Source organism: Arthrobacter alpinus (genome assembly GCF_001445575.1).
GTDB classification, from domain to species: domain Bacteria; phylum Actinomycetota; class Actinomycetes; order Actinomycetales; family Micrococcaceae; genus Specibacter; species Specibacter alpinus_C.
The window spans coordinates 1,347,789-1,368,241 of record NZ_CP013200.1; the positions used below are offsets into that span (position 1 = coordinate 1,347,789).

The 20,453-nt window shown below is 60.8% G+C and carries 16 protein-coding genes and 1 pseudogene; 9 read left to right on the plus strand and 8 right to left on the minus strand.

Going from position 1 to position 20,453, the window contains the following annotated elements; genetic code table 11:
• Window positions 1-4: 4 nt before the first annotated feature.
• A complete protein-coding gene (locus tag AS189_RS05975; protein WP_082634104.1) occupies window positions 5-679 on the minus strand; it encodes a TetR/AcrR family transcriptional regulator in 675 nt (224 codons plus the stop codon).
• A gap of 70 nt (window positions 680-749) precedes the next feature.
• Between AS189_RS05975 and AS189_RS05980 the strand changes: the two genes are divergently transcribed.
• The gene (locus AS189_RS05980) at window positions 750-1,460 is read left to right on the plus strand and encodes an NUDIX domain-containing protein (RefSeq protein ID WP_062286746.1); all 711 of its coding nucleotides are present in this window, start codon (window positions 750-752) and stop codon (window positions 1,458-1,460) included.
• A 76-nt stretch (window positions 1,461-1,536) separates the two neighbouring features.
• Entirely contained in the window at window positions 1,537-1,749 is a 213-nt protein-coding gene (locus AS189_RS05985; protein ID WP_062286747.1) for a PLDc N-terminal domain-containing protein, read from the plus strand.
• A gap of 17 nt (window positions 1,750-1,766) precedes the next feature.
• Here the strand turns inward: AS189_RS05985 and AS189_RS05990 are convergent, their stop codons facing one another.
• Complete coding sequence (locus AS189_RS05990; RefSeq protein WP_062286748.1) at window positions 1,767-2,762, minus strand: malate dehydrogenase; 996 nt, start codon at window positions 2,760-2,762, stop codon at window positions 1,767-1,769.
• Window positions 2,763-2,832: 70 nt separating this feature from the next.
• Between AS189_RS05990 and AS189_RS19800 the strand changes: the two genes are divergently transcribed.
• Entirely contained in the window at window positions 2,833-3,282 is a 450-nt protein-coding gene (locus tag AS189_RS19800) for a hypothetical protein (protein ID WP_129587171.1), read from the plus strand.
• Between the two features lie 147 nt (window positions 3,283-3,429).
• Here AS189_RS19800 and AS189_RS19805 read toward each other — a convergent pair whose 3' ends face one another.
• Window positions 3,430-7,911, minus strand: coding sequence for a family 20 glycosylhydrolase (locus AS189_RS19805; protein WP_129587172.1), 4,482 nt, complete (start codon window positions 7,909-7,911; stop codon window positions 3,430-3,432).
• Window positions 7,912-8,240: 329 nt separating this feature from the next.
• Window positions 8,241-8,873, minus strand: a complete 633-nt coding sequence (locus tag AS189_RS06005) for a malonic semialdehyde reductase (RefSeq protein WP_062286750.1) — start codon at window positions 8,871-8,873, stop codon at window positions 8,241-8,243.
• Between the two features lie 141 nt (window positions 8,874-9,014).
• On the opposite strand from AS189_RS06005, the gene AS189_RS06010 reads away from it, so the two are divergent.
• A complete protein-coding gene (locus AS189_RS06010; protein WP_062286751.1) occupies window positions 9,015-10,334 on the plus strand; it encodes an ATP-binding protein in 1,320 nt (439 codons plus the stop codon).
• A gap of 12 nt (window positions 10,335-10,346) precedes the next feature.
• Here the strand turns inward: AS189_RS06010 and corA are convergent.
• From corA to AS189_RS06025, 3 genes and pseudogenes are all read right to left on the minus strand, one after another.
• A pseudogene (corA, locus tag AS189_RS06015) lies at window positions 10,347-11,341 on the minus strand (magnesium/cobalt transporter CorA).
• Window positions 11,342-11,383: 42 nt separating this feature from the next.
• The gene (locus AS189_RS06020) at window positions 11,384-11,899 is read right to left on the minus strand and encodes an Lrp/AsnC family transcriptional regulator (protein ID WP_062286752.1); all 516 of its coding nucleotides are present in this window, start codon (window positions 11,897-11,899) and stop codon (window positions 11,384-11,386) included.
• 153 nt (window positions 11,900-12,052) lie between these two features.
• Entirely contained in the window at window positions 12,053-13,087 is a 1,035-nt protein-coding gene (locus tag AS189_RS06025) for a nitronate monooxygenase (RefSeq protein WP_062286753.1), read from the minus strand.
• Between the two features lie 17 nt (window positions 13,088-13,104).
• Here AS189_RS06025 and AS189_RS06030 point away from each other — a divergent pair, with 17 nt between their 5' ends.
• The gene (locus AS189_RS06030; protein ID WP_062286754.1) at window positions 13,105-14,019 is read left to right on the plus strand and encodes an N-acetylglucosamine kinase; all 915 of its coding nucleotides are present in this window, start codon (window positions 13,105-13,107) and stop codon (window positions 14,017-14,019) included.
• A gap of 26 nt (window positions 14,020-14,045) precedes the next feature.
• Here the strand turns inward: AS189_RS06030 and AS189_RS06035 are convergent, their stop codons facing one another.
• Window positions 14,046-15,065, minus strand: coding sequence for a LacI family DNA-binding transcriptional regulator (locus AS189_RS06035; protein WP_062286755.1), 1,020 nt, complete (start codon window positions 15,063-15,065; stop codon window positions 14,046-14,048).
• Between the two features lie 203 nt (window positions 15,066-15,268).
• Here AS189_RS06035 and AS189_RS06040 point away from each other — a divergent pair, with 203 nt between their 5' ends.
• From AS189_RS06040 to AS189_RS06055, 4 genes are all read left to right on the plus strand, one after another.
• Window positions 15,269-17,215, plus strand: a complete 1,947-nt coding sequence (locus tag AS189_RS06040) for a glycoside hydrolase family 35 protein (protein ID WP_237759982.1) — start codon at window positions 15,269-15,271, stop codon at window positions 17,213-17,215.
• A gap of 66 nt (window positions 17,216-17,281) precedes the next feature.
• On the plus strand, window positions 17,282-18,241 hold the full coding sequence (locus AS189_RS06045; RefSeq protein ID WP_062286756.1) for a glycine betaine ABC transporter substrate-binding protein: 960 nt from the start codon (window positions 17,282-17,284) through the stop codon (window positions 18,239-18,241).
• Window positions 18,242-18,328: 87 nt separating this feature from the next.
• Window positions 18,329-19,546, plus strand: coding sequence for a pyridoxal phosphate-dependent aminotransferase (locus tag AS189_RS06050; RefSeq protein ID WP_062286757.1), 1,218 nt, complete (start codon window positions 18,329-18,331; stop codon window positions 19,544-19,546).
• 12 nt (window positions 19,547-19,558) lie between these two features.
• Window positions 19,559-20,413: a polyphosphate kinase 2 family protein gene (locus tag AS189_RS06055; RefSeq protein WP_062286758.1), complete on the plus strand. Its 855-nt coding sequence runs from the start codon at window positions 19,559-19,561 to the stop codon at window positions 20,411-20,413.
• Window positions 20,414-20,453 lie beyond the last annotated feature (40 nt).

Here is a 20,453-nt window from a genome sequence, read left to right on the forward strand (position 1 = left end):
CCTTTTACCTGATTGCAGCTTCTCCCGCGAGACCCGCGGGCGGGTTGGTTTTGGCGGCCAGATAGGCAAGATACTCGTCAAGATAGGTGCGGTCGGCAAACACGCCTTCCGTGTATACCTCCAAGGTGGGGAGCATGGCCTGGGCCATGTACTGGTCCATGACGTTCGCGAAATCATCGAGCCGGACTTCCGGGCGCATGGCCAGGTTCACGAGCATGCTGCCAATGGACTGCTGCACCATGAACCGTGCCCGGGCCTCCTCGTTGCGGCTGGGCACAACAAGCCCGCGGGCCACGGCATCAGTGGTGAAGTCCAGGGCCTCCGCCACCATGTTGTCCACAAACGTGCGCCCCGCCGGGCTGCCGTCCTGGACGCTGCGCAGGATGTAAACCATGAGCACTCCGCCGTCGCGGGATGCCGGCAACTGTGCAAACAGGCCGGTGGGCGGGGTGTTCATACTGTCGACCTTGAGTACGCGATAACGCTCCAGGACGGTGGCGTCGCACTCGTCGCGCAGTTCCTCCTTGGAACCAAAATGGTGGCGGACCAGTCCGGCGCTGACCCCTGCCCGCGTGGCGATGGCACGCAGGGATTCACCGAACCCCCGTGCGGCGAAGCACTCGATGGCGGCATCCCGCAACCGAGCCCGGCCGGTCAAATCCTCATGAGTTGTACTCATGCACAGCAGACTACTCGCATGTATAGGCCACGGCAATGGATATTGCAGTTCATGGGGTTAGGCTGGCTCCATGGAGACAGTTACACCGATTGCGCCGTTGGAAGATGCCTGCACCGTGGTCATTGTGCGCGATGGCAAGCTGGGCCTGGAAACGTTGATGTTGGAGCGCCCCACCACCAGCAGCTCCTTTGGTGGTGCGTGGGTTTTTCCGGGTGGGAAAGTAGATCCCGAGGATCGCATCGACACATCCGGTACTGCCTTGGATGATCTAGCAGCGGCGCGTGCGGCAGGTCTGCGTGAATTAGCCGAGGAAACCGGGCAGCAGCTCCGTCCCGAAGGGCTGGTCTGGCTTTCGCAGTGGACGCCCAGGCAAGCGATCGCGCGCCGGTTCCGGACGTGGTTCATGCTGGCGCCTGCCAGCCCGGAGCCGATCGTGCTCAATCCGGGCGAACACGAACGCTTCACCTGGCTGGCCCCGTCCCTGGCGCTCGAGCTCCACGCCAAAGGTGAAATGAAGCTGGTGCCGCCTACCTGGGTCACTTTGCACAACCTGGACGGCGCCGCCTCCGTGGCGCAGGCGATCACCGAAGCGAAAGCTCGCACAGTTTTTGCCTACAACACACATTTACTGATGCCCGCTAGAGGGAGCCAGCCTGACGGGGTCCTCTGGGCAGGCGATGAAGCTTACCCGGACCAAGCCGGTGGTGGCACGGTTCCCGGCGCTCGGCATAGGCTGACCACTAAGGCGCTGCCGTGGGTCTTTGAACGGACTGCACTTTGAACGTACTGGGATTGACCAGCTGGGATTTGACCAGCACGGGCAGGGATAAGAAACTACAAGGGATCGGGATACGGCAATGAAGAAGCACTGGAGTGAAATAAGTACGGGGCGGCGTTGCGCCATAGTGATAGCGGGGATCGCTCAGCTGGTGCTGCAGGGAGCAGCCCTGCGGGACATCGCCAAGAGAACCCCAGCGCAGGTCAATGGTCCCAAGGCGGGCTGGGTAGCGGCGTCGTTCATTAACTTCTTTGGGCCCGTGGCCTACTTCGCCAAGGGCCGGAAGAAGTAGCGAAACAAGCCGCCAGACTAGAGCAAGCCGAGTTCGGCTACGGCGTCACGTTCGGCCTGCAGCTCTGCCACGGAGGCGTCAATGCGGAGACGGGAGAACTCGCTGATCTCCAACCCCTGCACAATGGTGTAATCGCCGCCGGCAGTGGTCACAGGAAATGAACTGACAAGTCCCTCGGGCACGCCATAGGAGCCGTCAGAGGGGACAGCCATGCTGGTCCAATCACCAGCCGGGGTGCCGTGGACCCACAACCTCATATGTTCGACGGCGGCATTGGCAGCCGAAGCGGCCGAGGAACCTCCCCGCACGGAGATGATTTCGGCGCCGCGCTTGGCCACCCGCGGGATGAACTCCTCGGCAATCCACCGCTGCTCTACCAAGGAAATTGCCCGCACTCCTCCCACCGTGGCGTGGCTGATGTCCGGGTATTGGGTGGCCGAATGGTTGCCCCAGATAGCCAAATTCCTGATGCGCGAAACCTCGGAGTGGGTCTTGGCGGCGAGCTGGGCCACTGCTCTGTCGTGGTCCAGGCGGGTTAGTGCCGTGAAGCGCGAGGCGGGGATGTCCGGAGCGTGGGAAGCGGCAATCAAGGCGTTGGTGTTGGCAGGGTTGCCCACCACGACTACCTTGAGATCGGGTGCCGCGCCTGCGTTCAGTGCTCTACCTTGAACGGAGAAGATGCCACCGTTGGCGCTGAGGAGATCGGCTCGCTCCATACCCGGCCCCCGTGGACGTGCGCCCACCAGCATGGCGATGTTGGCGCCGTTGAACGCTTGAGCTGGGTCGTCAAAGACCTCTAGCCCCGCCAGCAGCGGAAACGCGCAGTCCATGAGTTCCAGGGCCGTGCCCTCTGCAGCTTTGGTGGCTTGCGGGACTTCCAACAAGTTCAGCCTGACCGGCACATCCGGGCCCAACATGGCCCCCGATGCAATCCGGAAAAGCAACGCATAACCGATCTGGCCAGCGGCGCCGGTGACAGTGACTGTGACGGGAGCGGGAGCAGGTGCATTCATGGCGCCAGTCTAGCGCCGGAAGCGCCACTTTTGGCTAGGTTGCCCGCCTCTTTGAAGCAGCGTGCACCAATTGAGTTGGCTACATCTGCCCGGGATGGACAGACACTACTGGCGGGGCCCGGATGCCGTGAGGCAATGGGAGACAAGAAGCGCAGGATCAGACGCCGCTAGATTACGTACCGCCGGATCAAGCACCGCAGGATCAAGCACCGCAGGGGATGACTCCGCCGGATCTGATGCAGCCGAATACTACGGCGGAGCAATGGCTGTGCTGCCCCTCCCTGTCCCTCTATTCGTGGCACAGGGCGAGACTGACACTTTGGTGATTCCGGCGGTCCAGGACAAGTACGTTGCAGCTCGCTGCGCCGCCGGCCAGAAGCTCATGTACAAGAAATATGCGGGCAAGGATCACTTGGGCGTGGTCACTGAGGGGTCACCTCTACTGGTTGACTTGATCGATTGGAGCAAGGTCCGCATCGCCGGGGCTGCTGCAGAAAGTAACTGTAGCGAGCTGCCGTAGCGGTTCTTGGACCTAACCGTATTCAGCGGCCCTTGCAGCCTTTCTTTAGCAGTCTTGAACGAATAAATGGTGTGGGTGGTCAGCAGATTCTGCTGACCACCCACACCATTTATGCGGTCCTTTTTATTCGGTCCCTTTGCCTAACATCTAGGCGTGGGAGGAGTTCCTCTTGCGACGGCTGATGAGTGTGACTGCTCCAGCCAATAGCAATAGCAATCCGCCCAGCAGGAACGGAGTGCTGCCTGCTCCTGTCGAAGCCATGTCATCGGCGTTGGAACCGCCAGCTGGTGCACTGCTTGCGGGTGCCTGTGTCTGCGATGCGGTGCTACCGGGAGTGGTGCTGGAACTAGTGGTGCTCTCGACTGCTGTCACCGTCAGGTCGACCCTGGCCTCGACGGCTTCGCCGTTGACGTCTTCACCTGTGATGATCACGGTGTGGGCTCCTGCCGGAACATTGGCTGGGAGTTTGACCGTCAGGGACACCACGCCGTTGTCAGCAACCACGGACACACCCAGAACAATGGGGTCCGAGTGCAGCGTAAATGTGGCAGAAGATCCCGGTTTGAAGTTGCTTCCCGTGATGGTCAGCGCCTGCCCTGGTGCCACCGATTCATCGTTCACCGATGCAGTGGGTGCGCCGTCCGAGGGAACCGTCGGTGCCACAGTGGGTTGCATGGTCGGCTGCGCCGTCAGGTCACCGGTGGGTGCGGTGGTCGGTTCCACAGTCGGTGCCGCAGTGGGTTCTCCGGTGGGTGCGGTTGTCGGTTCTGCCGAAGGGCCAGTGGTCGGCTCGCTTGTCGGTTCCACGGTGGGCTCAACTGTCGGCCGAACCGTCGGCTCGCTTGTCGGCCCAACCGTCGGCTCCGTGGTGCCGGGCACGGTACCGCCAATGTTGACCTCGGCACCGCCAGCAAAGGCGTTGCCCGCTATCGAAGTCAGGGCCACTAGTTTCACATACCGGCCAACCTTTCCGCCGTCCACCGGCACAAGCTGTGCACGGGTGAGGTCCAGGAAGGAACCTGACGCCACCTTCTCACCAAACTCTGTGGGGCTGCCAGAGACGTAGAGTTCGTAGTCCTTGATCTTGCCGTTGGAGTTTGACTGGCGCTGGGTGTATTCAAAGCCGGTGAAAGCGTAGCTCTCGCCCAGATCGAAGACCACCGAGTGTGGGAACACGCCCGCGGTGCCCTGCCACTGGGTGTGCCAGAAGGTGTCGGTCTTGCCATCCAGCAGGGCGGCTGCCGGGCCGTTGGGTGCGGTCTCGCCGGTCAGCTCCTGAGAGGTGACGGACTTGATGGAGATCTCGCCCTGCGGAATCAGGTTCTCCAGCGGGACCAGCTTTGATTCGACCGTGATGGTGTCGCTTGCGATGCGCTCGCCCTGGGTTGCCAGGACAGTGTGGGTGCCGCTGTACACATTCGGGTAGACCGGCAGCTGGAACGTGATCTTGCCGTCGGCGCCGGGCAGGACCGAGCCCACACGGTTGCCGCCCAGGGTCAGGACAACGTACTTGCCGGGCTCAAAACCTGTCAGCGTCGTTTCACCGCGGTAGCCGGCCTTCACCACATCGTCGGTGGTGATCAGGGTGGGATTCTGCGAGGAGTCCCACGCCGGAGGCGTGGCAGGATCGGCCGTGCCGGCGGCAACTGCCACGGTGAACCTGGCCTTGGTGCCGTTGGAAGCTGTCAGGGTGCCAGTGTAGTTGCCTGCGGCAGCATAGCTGTGGGTGCCCTTGAGCTGGTAGAGGCTGCCAGCCGAGAGTGAATTGCGTGCCTGGTCCGTGGCAAAGGTAGCCGGTGTGGCGGCAGAGCCGTCGCCCCAGTCAACGCTGACGCCAAGGTCGCCGATGATGCTGGAGGCGCTCACGCCGTCGGCATCGTCAGCAGTGTCAACCGCTATCGTGGAGCCGTCGGCGGAAATCTTGGTGCCGGGTGCTGCGAGCAGCCCCACGTTCAGGTTCAGGGACTTGCCCGGTGCCACGGCATTGACCGTGCCAGCCATGGACGAGCGCCACTTGGCATTGTTGCCGTCATAGAAGTTGGTGCCGTTGGTCAGCATGCGCTGGCCCATGGAGGCCATGCGCACCTTGAAATCGTTCACATTGCGCTGGACCTGCGGGGTCCAGCCAATCTCGGCAAAGGAAATGACACGGGGGAAGGCCAGGAATTCAGCCTGCTCGCCGCCGCGGATGGTCTCGGACCACTGCGCAGCTTCAACACCCAGAATCACGTTGTCGGGCAGGTTGGCGCCGTTGTCCTTCACTGTGCCGGCCGGATCCCAGTCGTAGTATTTCGGGAAGTCGCCCGTGCCGGCCCAGGTCAGGCCGATCGGGGTCTTGGAGTTGTACTTCATGTCAATGTAGGACGTGGAGCCGTTGGAGACCATGAGCTTGGCGCCCTTGTTCTTGATGGCGTTCAGGGTGTCCGCGGTGCCACCGGTCCAGTACTGGATGCCGTCGCCGGGGGTGAGGCCGGCGATTGCTGCTTCGTTCCAGCCGATCGGCTTCTTGCCAAGGCCGTGAACAGTGTCCACCGTCTTGGTGATGAACTTGATGTAGTCATCGTGCTGCGTCGAGTGCGACTCGTCGCCGCCCACGTGCACGTAGTCGCTGGAGCTCATTTCGGCAATCTGGCCGAACACGTGCTCCATGAAGTTCCAGGTGGCAGGAAGATCCACATCCAGCGTGGACTGGCCAACGTTTCCGGTGCCATCGGCCGGGACCACGCCCCACTCGTCGACGCCGGGTTTGGTCTTGGCCGAGTTCAATTCCGGGATGGCGTGCAGGATTGCCGAGGTGTGCCCAGGCACGTCAATCTCGGGGATGACCTCAATGTGGCGCTCGGCGGCGTATGCCACGATGCCCTTGTACTCGTCCTGCGTGTAGTAGCCGGTGTGGCCCAGCTCGTCCTGGTAGCTGAGGTTCTTCGTCACGGCTGTCTTGCCGGAGATTTCAGTCAGCTGGTTGTAGTCGATCGTGTCGCCGGCCTTCTTGCCGTCGTTGGTGATCTGGATGCGCCAGCCCTGGTCGTCCGCCAGGTGGAAGTGCATGGTGGAGATCTTGAAGGCCGCCAGGGAGTCGAGGACGTGCTTGACCTCATCGACGGTCTTGAAGTCGCGGGCCACGTCGAGCATCATGCCGCGCTTCTCAAAGCGGGGTGCATCTGAAATTTTTACGGCGGGTGCGGTCCAGTCGGCGATGACCGCTTGCTTGGATTCGATGAACGCGGGGAACAGCTGGCGCAGCGTCTGGATGCCGTTGAACACGCCGTCGCTGGTGGGGGAGGTGATCTTGGCGCCGGTCACGGCGCCAACATTGAGGGTGTATGCCTCGCTCTGCAGCTGGTCACCGAGGTTGGGGATGACACCCGGGATCTGGAGAAGAACGACGTCGTCCGCGTCACCTGAGGTGCCTTGGACAACGGGCAGAGCCAGCCCGGTTGAGGTGCGGAAAATGTTGGCGAGGTACTGTGCCGTCGCCATGGTTTCGGCGTTGTTGGCCACAATCCTCGAGCCAGCACCCAGCGTGAAGGGTGCTTCCGCGGGGGCTTCAAAGTTCACGGGCAGAGGGATCAAATTGATACTCTCGGCCGGTGTGCTCGGGGTGGCAACAGGTCCGTCCCACACTTCAAATTCCCACATAGACATACCGTACTTGGTTCCCTCAATGGGGGTGCGGTCAATACCCTGCATGCGCACGTACTGGTAGGCGTTGCCGGCAACGGCTGCGCTGAGCTTCTGCGTGTCCCGGGCACCGCAAGCGGGCGCGATAACTCCGCTTGCGTCCACGAACGTGAGTCCATCCGTGGAGACCTGCAGCTTGTACTTAGCTGCGCAAGCCGCTTCCCAGCCAATCGTCACATGGTCAATCACTGTAGGGGCGGCAAGCTTCACCGTGATGTTGGCGTTGTCGGCCTTGTTGGAGGACCAACGTGACTGCTGGGTGTTGGGCTTGGTGGCATCGCTGTTGCCATCTATGACTTGGGCCGGGCCCCATTGGCTGGGGACTTCCTGGCCCGAGGCCGTCACGGTGCCGCCCGCGGAAGCGAGGGCAACATTTTTACCCAAGGGAGCAGCTATGCCCCAGACTTCCAACTCAAAAAGCGAAATACCCCACTTGGTGCCCCCAATGAGTGTCCGATCCACGCCCTGCATGCGCACGTACTGGTACAAATTGTTGGCCAGTTCAGACTTGATGGTCTGGGTGTCCGGGGATTCAGGGGAACAGCTGGGACGGGAAATGACATCTGTTGCATCAACAAAGGTGGTGCCGTCAGTGGAAACCTGCAACTTGTACTTGGCTGCGCAGGCTGCCTCCCACTTGATGACTACCTTCTCGATGGCAACCGGCTTAGCCAACTTGACCGTCAACGCGGCAGTATCTGAGTAGTTGGAGGACCAGCGGGTGGTGGCGTCTCCATCGGTGGCTGATTCGCTGCCGTGACTGCTCTCTGATTCATTCCCGGAGGAGGTCACGGTGGCACCGGCTGATGCCAAGGCAAGATTTGTTGAAACAGCATTTGCAGCGGCGGGGCTGACCGGGGCGGCTGTGACAGGTGGGGCTGCCATGGTTAAGAGCATGGCCGGCGTCACCACCGCCATGGCAAGAGTCTTCTTCCAGATGGAACGCACGTAGTCATCCTTTGCTGAATTTTGAGATGCACATCACAAGTCACTAGATGTTATCCATATCAAACAGTGAAATGGAAGAGGGGCAACGTAGCGCCGGACCGGCTAAGCATTCCCTTTGAAGGTCTTTAAGCATGGAATCAGACGGCCCGGTAGGGAGCCTGCAGCAGGTGATTCACGAAAAAACGTTATCCAAAACTTGTCGTCGTCATTCCGGCTGTAGCCCCAGTAGTAAGCGGGCGGCAAAAAGCGCGCCATCCCCAGTGAAATTACGGGGACGGCGCGCTGGGTGAAATTTAGCCCACAGCAACTAAGGGGGCTGAGATAACTTCTTACAAGGTTACGGTGGCCAGATCGAATTCGAGGCGCTGGAGGCGCTCGCGGTCAAGGCCCCCGTTGGGCTTGCCCAGGTTGACCACCATGAAGGACTTGTGGGTGGAACCGGCGTTGAACTCGGCGTCAACACCGGCGGAGTCGAAGCCTGTCATGGGGCCAACTGCCAAACCTGCGGCGCGGGCTGCCAGGATGAAGTAGCCGGCCTGCACATGTGCGTTGTTGTTACCGGAAGCAGTGCGGGATTCAGCGTTTGCCTCAAACATGGGCATCAGCATGTCGGCCATGTGCGGAGCCGTGGTGGGCATGAGGGAGTGCCATTCGGTGTTGAAGCTCAACACGGCCACCATGGGAGCTGTCAGGGTCTTGGCCTTGTTGCCGTCCATCATGTGCTCAACAAGACGCTCGCGTGCCTCGGCCGATCGCACCCACATAATCCGCAGCGGCTGGCCGTTGAATGCGGTGGGTCCCATCTTGGTCAGGGCGTAGATGGCCTGCAGCGTCTCGTCTGAAATCTCCTCATCGGACCAGCTGTTGGCGGTGCGGGCTTCCAGGAACAACGCCGCCGCGGCATCGCCGTCCAGAATGAGTTCCTTGTGGAGGAAAGTTTCGGTGGCAATGTCGATGCTCATGAGCCCAGCTTTCAATAAATTAGGTGTCAGTATTCGTCTTGTTCAGCGTTCATTGGGGATGGTTTTGTTTCTCGTTTTGCTATGACATGACTCACAGTGTCAAGATGGCGGGACTGGCCAACGCAAAGGAGCGGCAGATTCATGAGCCCATGGACTATCCGGGATTTCCATTCACAAGATGTTGAGGGCATTCTGGCCCTCTGGCAGACATTGCGCGACAACGGAGTGCAGCCGGTGTACGACCTGTCCGAGGTGCTGGCCTCTTGTGAGAAGGACCATGCCGTTGTTGCCGTTCAGGGTGAGAACATAGTTGGCGCAGCTGTGGGCCGCGCCGCTCATGATCAGGGTTGGATCGTTTTCCTGGCTACCTTGCCCAGTTTTCGTGGGCGAGGCATTGGCACGCTGCTGCTGGCCGCCGTCGAGAATCGCATGGCCGCTCATGGCCTGAACAAGCTATCGGCCTTGATGCCGGAGACCGAAACCCGAGTGGAGGCCTTCACCAACAGGGGTTTTGTGGTCAAGAAGAACCTGCGTTACTTTGAACGGCATATCCCCGTCCAACGTGCTGAACTTGGTGTCCTGGAGGAACTCGGCGGCCGGGTCTTGCCGCGGGATCTCTGGGATCGCGTGGCCGGCATGACGGCCGAGAAGGAACTGCTTGAGCGCCGGCTGGTGCTGCCCTTGGCGGAGTCAGAACTTGCGGAAGAATTCGGGGTGGTGCCGCCCCGCGCCGTTGTACTTTTCGGTCCACCCGGGACGGGGAAGACCACCTTTGCCAAGGCCATTGCCTCGCGGTTGGAGTGGCCCTTTGTGGAAGTATTCCCGTCGCGGCTGGCGGGGGAGCCGGGCGGTTTGGCCGGGGCGCTGCGCCAGACCTTCCTGGACGTCGCCGAGCTGGAGCATGCAGTGGTGTTTATCGACGAGGTTGAGGAGATAGCCTCACAGCGATCGGGGGAGCCGCCGTCGCCCATGCAGGGCGTGACCAACGAGCTGTTGAAGATCATCCCGGCCTTCCGGGACCAGCCCGGCCGACTGCTGGTATGTGCCACGAACTTCATCCGCTCGCTGGATTCGGCGTTCCTGCGCCACGGGCGATTCGACTACGTGATCCCGATCGGGCTGCCCGACGCTCAGGCCCGCACCGCCATGTGGAACCGTTTTATCCCCGCCCATGTTGTTGCCAACATTGACGTCGAGGCGCTCGTGGCGGCCAGCGTCGGATTCTCGCCAGCCGACATTGAGTTCGCCGCTCGCAGCGCCTCCCAGCGTGCTCTGGAAAAGGCCATGTTCGACGGCGGTTCCGCCTCAGGTGGGCCGGGTGCCTCCGTAGGTGAGAACTCACAGGCCCGTGGCCCGGTGACGGCCGACTACCTCGAAACCATTGCCGAAACGAAGGCCACCGTCAGCGATGCTGTCGCCGCCGACTTCCTGGAAGACATCGCAGCACTCGCCAGGACGTAGGCGCAGCTGTTCCTACAACCAGGTCTTCTTTTTGAAGATGATGTACATGCCGAAGCCCACCAGGAACATCAAGATCAGCGCAAAGGGGTAGCCAAAGGCCCAGTGCAGTTCCGGCATGTTCTCAAAGTTCATGCCATAAATGGAGCCGACAAAGGAGGGGGCAAACAAAATCGCGGCCCAGGAAGAGATCTTTTTCATCTGCTCGCTCTCCGCCGCGTTGGCCTCATTCTGACGGTTGGCTGTCAGCGTGCCATCCACCGTTAGGGCGTTCGCCAGCAGCTGTCGGAACGAATCCGCCCGTGCCGTAACGGACTCAACATGGTCTTCAACATCGCGTAGGTAGCGCTGAAGTTCAACATTCACGTGGTACTTGTCAAAGCCGCCCTTGAGTCGAACAAGCATGTCGCGCAGCGGGTGGATGGCACGCTGGAACTGAATGACCTCACGGGAGAGCTGGTAGATCCGTCGAGAAACTGTGGGATCTCCGGCGAATAGCTGGTCTTCAATCTCGTCGATGTCATTTTCCAGACCATTGACCACGGGCTGGTAATCGTCCACTACCTGATCCATGATTGCGTACAGAACAGCCTCCGGACCCATGGCCAGAAGCTCGGGATCGGCCTCGAGTCGGGTGCGAGTGGAGGCTAAGCCGGGGGTTTCCGCGTGGCGGATGGTGACCACAAAGTCCTTGCCGGTAAAGACATGTAACTCGCCAAACTCCACTGATTCATTCTCATCGATGTATCTGGCGGGACGAAGTACTGTGAAGAGAACGTCGTCGTACCTCTCCAGCTTGGGGCGCTGGTGGGCCATGATGGTGTCTTCCACAGCAAGTTCATGCAGCGAAAACTCGGCGGCAAGAGAGGTCATTTCCGCCTCATCGGGGCGGAACATGCCAATCCAGGCCATCCCCCGCAGGCGTCCATGACCTCGTAGGTCTGCTCGAGGTTGATGGGATCGGCGAAGCGCAAGCCGTTCACGTATACGGCATTGTCAATGATGGTCACTTGCCCATTATGGGTCAGGTGCGTGAGATTTGTGTGCCGGTACTAATCCAACGGGCCCGTGTGCCCCGGAATGTGCTTGAAGACCAAGGTTGTCTCAGTGTGTCCCACCGCGGGATCGGTGGTCAGATTATCAAGAACCCAGTCGCGCAGGGCGTCGGTATCGCGGACGGCAATGTGCAGCAGGTAGTCCACGGAGCCGGAGGTATGGAAAGTGGAAAGCACCTCGGGCAGCAGCGGAACACGTCCGGTGAAGGTGTCGATCTCGTCCCGGTCATGAGCCCGTAGCCGCACCGCGATCAGAGCCTGCACGGCGCGGCCGATCGAGGCGAGGTTCAGTTTGGCTTCAAACCCCTCAATGGCGCCGCGTTCCATGAGGGCGCGGGTGCGCATCAGGGCGGTGGACGGGGCAATGCCCACGGCGTCGGCAAGATCGCGGTTGGTGATCCGGGCATCAGCCACCAGAGTGTCAATGATCTGGCGGTCGACGGCGTCCAACGGCTCGGCGTGGAGGCTAGGCTGGGAGTTATCGCGCCGAACGTTCTTCGCTGGTGATGCCATGGGATCCTCCAAGGTAGGCGTAATGTGCCGAGATGAACGTGATTGTAACGTCCGTTAGTTCGCCATCCTAGCAAATTTCCGAACAATTGCCCGAACGCCATGGGGATGACTGGATCGTGAGTTCCGCAGCCTGTCACCGGCGTGGCGGATGCCCTAGAGTTCGTGCAGGAATTCCGCAATGATGGTCGCTGCCGGACCGGCTTGGGCGTCTTTCCAACCTGTCCCGGCCCACAGGTTCACAGCCCGCGGATCATTCGCTGCTGCCGCGGCCGCCCGCAGCGGAGCTGTCAGGAAATGAACCTCGGGATAGGCGTCAGGGGCGGTTGCCGTGTGATCGCGGAGAAAATCGTTGACCAGAGCACGGGCCGGCTTACCGGTAAAGGCCCGGGTCATGGCTGTGTGCGTGTAAGCGGGGTCCGCCAGGGCGTTCTTGTGAAGCGGCCGGGCCCCGCTCTCATCGGTACGGATCAGGGCAGTCCCGAGGGCCACCGCAATGGCTCCGGCGGCCAGAGCGGCTTTGGCCTGCGCCGGAGAACTGACGCCGCCTGCACCCACCAAGGGCAGGCGCACGGCAGAACGAACTTCGGCCAGCAGCTGTGGCAGCGTTGCGTGTGCGCTGGTTGAGCCCCCACCGGGGAGGAACGCTGCTGTGTGCCCACCTGCGCTGGCGTGCTGCACCACCAGCGCATCAACTCCCGTGGCCGCTGCTGCCGCAGCCTCTGGCGCCGACGTCACGGATGCCACCACCCGTGTACCGACCCTATGCAGCTGAGCAACCACTTCGGCCGGCGCAAGGCCGAAGGTAAAACTGACCACAGGAACAGGTTCGGCCAGCAGTAACGCAATCTTTTCGTCCCAGAAATCCTGCACCCGTGGATCCTGTTGGGGTGGCGCCGTCAGGGGCACCTCGGCGCCATACCGGGAAGCGGTGGCAAGCAACTCTGACCGGTAGGCGGCGAGCTCGAGCGCGGCGCTGGCAGCCAGCGGCGTTGACCGCGGAACGAACAAATTCACGCCAAAATCAACCCCGGTGGCACGCAACGGTGCCATGTGGGCGGCGAGTTGCTCAGCGGTCTTATACCCACCGGCGGCGAAGGCAAAGGCACCGGCGACCTGGGCCGCCAAGGCGAGTGCCGTCGTCGTAGTTCCGCCAGCCATGGGTGCGGCAATCAAGGGTGTCATGAACATGCCATTAGTCTAGAGGTGTGAACAAAAACACCTTAAAAACTCCCTCCGCTCCGTCGCGCTTTGTGGGCCTGGATATTGGCGGCTCGAAGACGCGCGGGATCGTCTGGACGGACGGCGCGGTCACCAGCGACGCCAGCGTGGGCAGCACTAATGTGCAGAACGAACGCCCCGAAACGGCCGTGGAGAACATGGCAGCACTCTTCGCGAAGCTCAATGTTGACGGTGTCACTCACGTTCTGGCTGGTGCCGGCGGGGTGGACACGGACGACGACGCCTCCGCGCTGAGGAGCCTGATCGCACCTTTTGTGCCGGGTGCGCAGCTTGAGGTGGTGCATGACACGCGCTTGTTACTGGCCGCTGCGGGTGCAACCTCGGGGGTGGCCGTGATCGCCGGAACGGGCTCCGCCGCTTGGGGCATCAACGAAACAGGAGAGCAGGCTCGAGCTGGTGGCTGGGGCTATTTGCTCGGCGATGAGGGCAGCGGGTATTGGTTGGCGCGCGAAACCGTGCGGTACAGCCTGCGGCGGATGGATGCCGGGGCGCCCATTGACGCCCTGACGTCCGCACTGCTTGACTACTGCGGGCTGAATGAACCGCAGTCCCTGATTGCCCATTTCCATCAAGGCACGTCACGGCGCTACTGGGCTGCGGCTTCACCGGTGATTTTCGCGGCGGCCGAAAACGGCCACGAGCATGCGCTGATGCTCGTGGACCGCGCGGGAGCAGATTTGGCCCAGATGGCCGCAGAAGTTGCCGGCCAGCTGAGGATCGCCGGTCCCGTGGTGCTGGGAAGTGGCATGGGCAGCAATGTCCCGGCGCTCCAGGACGCGTTCAGCTCCCATCTGGCTCAGCGCGGGCTCCACGACGTGCAGATCCTGCGTCAGGACCCCATTTTTGGCATCCCGCTCCTGATGGCACCGGCTCTGGCTTAACCAGAGCAGATTTAACCAGAGCAGCTTTAGGGGGCTGGCGGGGGAGCGGTGCTCGCCCGCACCATGAGGCTCGGGGCTACCAAGTCCGGGGGTGTGCTGATTTCCGGGTTGGTGATTTGGGCGACCAGACGCTGCACTGCACGGCGGCCGGTGTCCTCGAAGGACTGGCGGACAGTTGTCAGTGGCGGGTTGGAATATGCTGCCAGATCAATGTCATCGATCCCCACCACGGAAACGTCTTCGGGGATGCGCCGGCCCAGCTCGGTGAGGGCGCGGATGACACCAAAGGCCATTTCATCACTGGCCACGAAGATGGCTGTTACCTCGGGCATGCGTCCCAAGATCAGGCCGTTGTGGTAACCGGACTCCGGGCTCCAGTCACCGTGTAGTTCCGGCGGAACCTCGCAGCCGGCCTCTTGCAAGGTGCGCCTCCAGCTATTCAAACGGCTCGAAGCGTCCGACCATTCAAGGGGGCCGGCAAGATGCCACACGGTCTTATGGCCCAGGTCCAGAAGGTGTTTGGTGGCCATAACGGCTGCCAGGTCTTGGTCTACACCCACCATGCGATCACCCATGCCTGAAGAACCGTCAGTGTTGACAGTGGGTATACGCGCGGTGATCTTGGCAACCTGCTCCACGGCTTCTTGCAGCGGGGCAGCAATGATGATGCCGTCCACGCCCTGGAAGACCAGACGACTCACGGCGTCGATCACGCTCTGCGTGCTCAGGCTGGACGTCACGGAATTCACTGTGTAGCCAGCCTCGCGGGCGCCCAACTCAACACCCAGAGCCAACGATGAACGTGAGTAATTATTGGTGGCCAACGTCAGCACGCCAATGGTCTTGGACCGTCCGGTCACCAAGGCCCGGGCCGTGTTGTTGCGGCGGTAGCCCAGCTCGTCAATGACGGCCTGCACCCGCCGGCGCGTACTGTCCTGAACATTGGGGTGCTCGTTGAGTACTCGCGATACCGTTTGCGCGGAGACACCCGCCGCAGCCGCGACGTCCCGCATTGCTGGACCGCGGTCATATTGCTGCGTACTCATATTCTTCCTTGGGGTGGGCGGGCCTTGGCCGGGATAAAACTGGAGGTTGACTGTGGGGCCAAGTCTAGTTGTTAGCATGTAACATACAGTGAATTCGCCTAAAATTGGCGGGTCATATTCTCATTATTGGTATGCTGGCGCTAGGATTGTTATCCATAACAGATTTGCTGCTTTTTTACGTCTACCTTGTGCCAGGAGTTTAGTTGTCAACGTTTGTGACCTCGTCAGGTACTGCCCGCGTTAGTAGTGCCCTCGGGGCGGAAGACTCGGCTGCTCCGGCCCAGGCGTCGGCGCCTGCACAGGCACTGAGCTACTCGGATCGTTTGCTCTTCAAGAACGGACATCCGCACCGCATCATTGCCGGCGCCATCCACTACTTCAGGATTCACCCTGAGCAGTGGCAGGACCGGATCGACCGTCTGGTGACCCTGGGCGTCAATACGCTGGACACGTACGTGGCCTGGAACTTCCATCAGCCGTATGCCGATGTGGCCCCCGACTTTACCGGCTGGAAGGATCTGGCCAAGTTCATCACTCTGGCGGGGGACTCTGGGTTGGATGTCATTGTGCGCCCCGGGCCCTACATTTGCGCCGAATGGGACAACGGGGGCTTCCCCTCCTGGGCCATTTCCGATCCCGAGATGGTGCTGCGATCATCTGATCCGTTATTCACCAACGCGGTGGAACGATGGTTCGACCAGCTGGTGCCTGTCATTGCGCCGCTGCAGGCCTGCAATGGCGGCCCCGTGATTGCTGTCCAAATTGAAAATGAGTATGGCAGCTACGGCGACGACCAGGAATACTTGCGCTGGAACCGTAAAGCCCTGCTGGATCGCGGTATTACCGAGATGCTCTTCACGGCCGACGGCGGCACCGACTACTTCCTCGATGGCGGCGCCTTGCCGGATACCTGGGCCGCGGCAACGCTTGGATCCAGAGGCGAGGAGGCAGACGCCATCTGGGAACGCCGTCGTCCGGGTGAACCGTTCTTCACCGTTGAGTTCTGGAACGGTTGGTTTGACCACTGGGGCGAAGACCACCACACCCGCGCCGGTGTAGACGCGGCGTCCGAAGCCAGGAAAATCCTTGACGTTGACGGATCCATCTGCCTCTACATGGCCCACGGTGGCACTAACTTTGGTCTGGGGTCCGGGGCCAATCACGACGGCGCCATCCAACCCACCATCACCAGTTACGACTCCGATGCGCCCATTGCCGAGGACGGCCGCCTGACCGAAAAATTCCATGCCATGCGGGAAGCATTCTTTGCAGCCTCAGGACGCGAGCTCACCCCCATCCCCGAGCATTTGGAACGGCCAGCACCTGTCATCCCGGCCTGCACCTTTGAGCTGAGCCGTGGCACGGCCCTGTTGGACTTTGTCCGCGCCATTAAGCCGGTGCACAGCGTCAAGCCGCTGTCCTTTGAAAAGCTTGGACTTGACCGTGGCCTGGTCCATTACAGTGCCAAGGCGGTTCTACCCGCAGGTGAGGCCACTATCAAGATTCGCGGGCTGCATGACCGCGCCTATCTTTGGGTGGACGGTAACTACGTGGGTGTGTTGACGGACGCCAACGGCGAGACCGGCGTGAACGTCACTACCGGTGGGGGACTGGCCGCACTGGAAATCCTCGTGGAGAACCAAGGGCGCATCAATTACGGGCCGTTCTTTGGTCAGGGCAAGGGAATTTTGGATGGCGTCTTGATCAACCAGCGCTACGTCTTCCAGTGGGATCAGCGCCCCGTCAACTTGGAAATGCCCTTGGCGGAGCTGCTCCACGTAGCTGCCGACTCCGTGGCTACCACGGCGTCTGGTTCTATTGCGTCTGGTTCTACCAGGTCAGCTGAAACCGAGTCAGACCCGGCTGGCGCGGGGTACTTCCACGGTGAACTGCACATTGGTGAACCGGCCGATACTTACCTAGCCCTTCCAGGCTTTGGCAAAGGTGTGGTCTGGGTGAACGGATTCTTGCTGGGCCGTTTCTGGGAGGTGGGACCGCAGGTGACGCTTTATGTTCCTGCTCCGTTGCTGACGGCCGGTGCAAACACGATCACGGTGCTTGAGTTGGAACACGGCGGGACGCACGGCGAACTCCTCGAAGAAGCCAATTTGGGTCTGGTCGGGGTAACGTATATTGAGGATTTGGGGTAGCCGCAGCTAGCTAACCAAGCAGTCAAGAATTCAGTCAATATAGCAGTCAACGTCAGGGAGTTGCAGGTGCGCAAGAGGCTAGTTGCCGCACTCAGTGCGTGCCTGGTGCTGGGTACACTCGCCGCCTGCACTCCCGAACCCATCGTGAGCATCCCCAACAGCTCACTGTCGGAAGAGGCGCCGGTGCTGAAGATATCCGCGCCGGTGTCTCCCTCAGGTGCCAGCGTCCAAGAAGGCCTCTTAGTCTCACAGGTCTATGCGGCGGCAATCAAGGCAGCCGGAATCCAGGCCGTGGTGGAACCCGCCGCGGCAACGGCCAAGGAGCAAATCTCCAGTTTGGAAACAGGCGGCAGTGACATTGCTCCTGCGTACTCACGGGAGTTGTTGGCTTCTTTGGCGCCAAGCGCTGCGGCGGAGTCTGCGGCCGACGTCGTAAATGCGTTGAAGAAAGCTCTGCCCGAAGGCATCAGCATGCTCGACGCCGCGAAAGCACAGGACAGCGACAATCTGGTAGTGACGGCCGCAACGGCGGAAAAATACCAGCTGAAATCCATCGAGGATCTCGCCAAGGTGTGCAACACGTTGGTGCTGGGTGGTCCGGCCACTTTCCAGCCCAGCGGCAGAGGGCTTGCTGGGTTGGGCAGTGACTACAACTGTGTGCCGAAGAAGTATGTGGCCCTGGAACCGCTGTTTGACGGCAGCAAAGAGGATGTCTTGTGGGCGCTCTTGCGTGATGAGATTCAAGTTGCCGACATCCACAGTTCAGCTCCCGCGATCGTCGATAATGCGCTGGTGCCGCTGACAGACACCAAGCAGCTGTTCCCGGCTCAGAATGTGGTCCCGCTGGTGGACAGCAAAACAGTGCCACCGGAGGTCCAAGCAATTCTCAACAAGGTCAGCGCAGCACTGACCACTGAGGAATTGGCCAATCTGAGCAGACTGGCCCAGGACCGGCACTTCGGTGACGTCTCCGAGGTAGCAACGGCCTGGCTTAGCCAGGTAGGGCTGGTCAAAGCCGGTTCCTAGCCCCACCAAGCCACTTGATTGGCATTGGCACGGACACCGGGCCGGTTCAAACCGAAAAACAGGGCCGGGGTGTGCCATATTGGATAAATGGCAGAATTCACCCAGTCCACCAAGCTTCATAACGTTCTCTACGACATCCGCGGTCCTCTGTTGCGAAAAGCGCAGCAGATGGAGGCCGAGGGTCATCGGATTATGAAGTTGAACATTGGCAATCCAGCCCCGTTTGGCTTTGAAGCGCCTGACGCGATTTTGGTGGACATGATCCGCCATCTCCCGCACGCCCAGGGTTACTCGGATTCCCGGGGTATTTTCTCCGCCCGCACCGCAGTGGTGCAGTACTACCAAACGCGCGGTATCCAGAACATCCATGTCGATGATGTCTACTTGGGAAACGGGGTCAGCGAACTCATCACGCTGTCCCTCATGGCGCTGCTGAACAACGGCGACGAAGTGCTGATCCCGGCACCGGACTACCCCTTGTGGACGGCCTCTGTGAGTCTTGCCGGTGGCCGGCCGGTGCATTATCTGTGCGATGAAGACAATGAGTGGTGGCCGGATCTGGAGGATCTGGAAGCAAAAATTACGCCCAAGACCAAGGGCCTTGTCATCATCAACCCCAACAACCCCACAGGTGCTGTGTACCCGGAGCACATCCTGACGGGCATGATCAATCTGGCCCGCAAACATAATCTGGTGGTGTTCTCGGACGAAATTTACGAGAAGATCCTCTACGAGGACGCCATTCACATCAACACGGCCAGCCTCACGGGCGAGGACGTGTTGTGCATGACCTTCAGCGGGCTGTCCAAGGCCTACCGCATCTGTGGCTTCAGGTCCGGGTGGCTGGCCATTTCAGGTCCCAAGGCTGCTGCCGCGGACTACCTGGAAGGCATCAACCTGCTGGCCAACATGCGCCTGTGTGCCAACGTGCCAGGACAGCATGCCATCCAGACCGCGCTGGGCGGACACCAGAGCATTAATGATTTGATCCTGCCCGGCGGGCGGCTGCTGGAGCAGAGAGATCTGGCCTACCGCATGCTCAACGACATTCCGGGGGTCTCGGTCAACCAGGCCAAGGGTGCGCTGTATTTGTTCCCAAAGCTTGACCCGGAGATGTACCCCATCAAGAATGATGAGAAGTTCGCCCTGGAGCTTTTGGAATCGCAGAAGATTCTGATTTCTCATGGCCGGGCATTCAACTGGCATCAGCCAGACCATTTCCGGCTTGTCACCTTGCCTAATGTCGTGGACCTTGAAGAAGCCATTGGACGAATTGGCGAGTTCCTCAGTACGTACAAACCCTAGGAAAGGCCCATCGTGTCCCTGCCGCTTGGTTTTACAGATCAACCGTCCGAGCTCCTGCGTGTGGAGCCGGGCTTTTCCTTAGCGAAACAGCCCACCAACGCGTCCCCGGGCTACACCGGAAAGAAGTCCGACGGCGCAGCAACCTTGGCTGAGCGGGCGCCGGTGCTGGCTCAACTGCAGGAACAGCTGTTTGCTGAAAGCCGCTTCGGCGGCAAGAAATCGGCATTGCTAGTTCTGCAGGCCATGGACACTGCCGGCAAGGGCGGCATTGTTGGCCGTGTGGTGGGTGCTGTGGATCCTCAAGGCGTCAAGCTCACCACGTTCAAGGCGCCAACGGATGAAGAAAAGGCCCATGATTTCCTGTGGCGGGTGCGGCCAGCCGCCCCCGGCCCGGGAATGCTGGGTGTCTTTGACCGGTCTCACTATGAGGATGTGCTGATCCACCGGGTCCACGGCTGGGCTGATGAGGCTGAGTTGGAACGGCGCTACATTGCCATCAATGATTTTGAAGCAGAACTGGCGGCATCCGGGACCACCGTTGTAAAGATCATGCTGAACCTGAGCTCACAGGAGCAGTTGGAACGGCTTTCTGCACGGCTGCACGATCCCACGAAGTACTGGAAGTACAGCCCCACAGACTTGGACGAGCGCGCCCACTGGCCTGCGTACATGGACGCCTACCAGAAGGTGTTTGAGAAGACGAGCACTAAAACTGCGCCCTGGTACGTGGTCCCGGCTGACAAGAAGTGGTACGCCCGCATGGCCGTCCAAGAGATTCTCATCAAGGCCCTGGGCGGACTGAACCTGCAGTGGCCCGCTGGTGATTTCGATTTGGACAAAGAACGCGCCAGGCTGAAAGAGGCCTAGCCAGGCAGTTCAGGTGGTTTCAGCCAGGATCTGGGCCCTG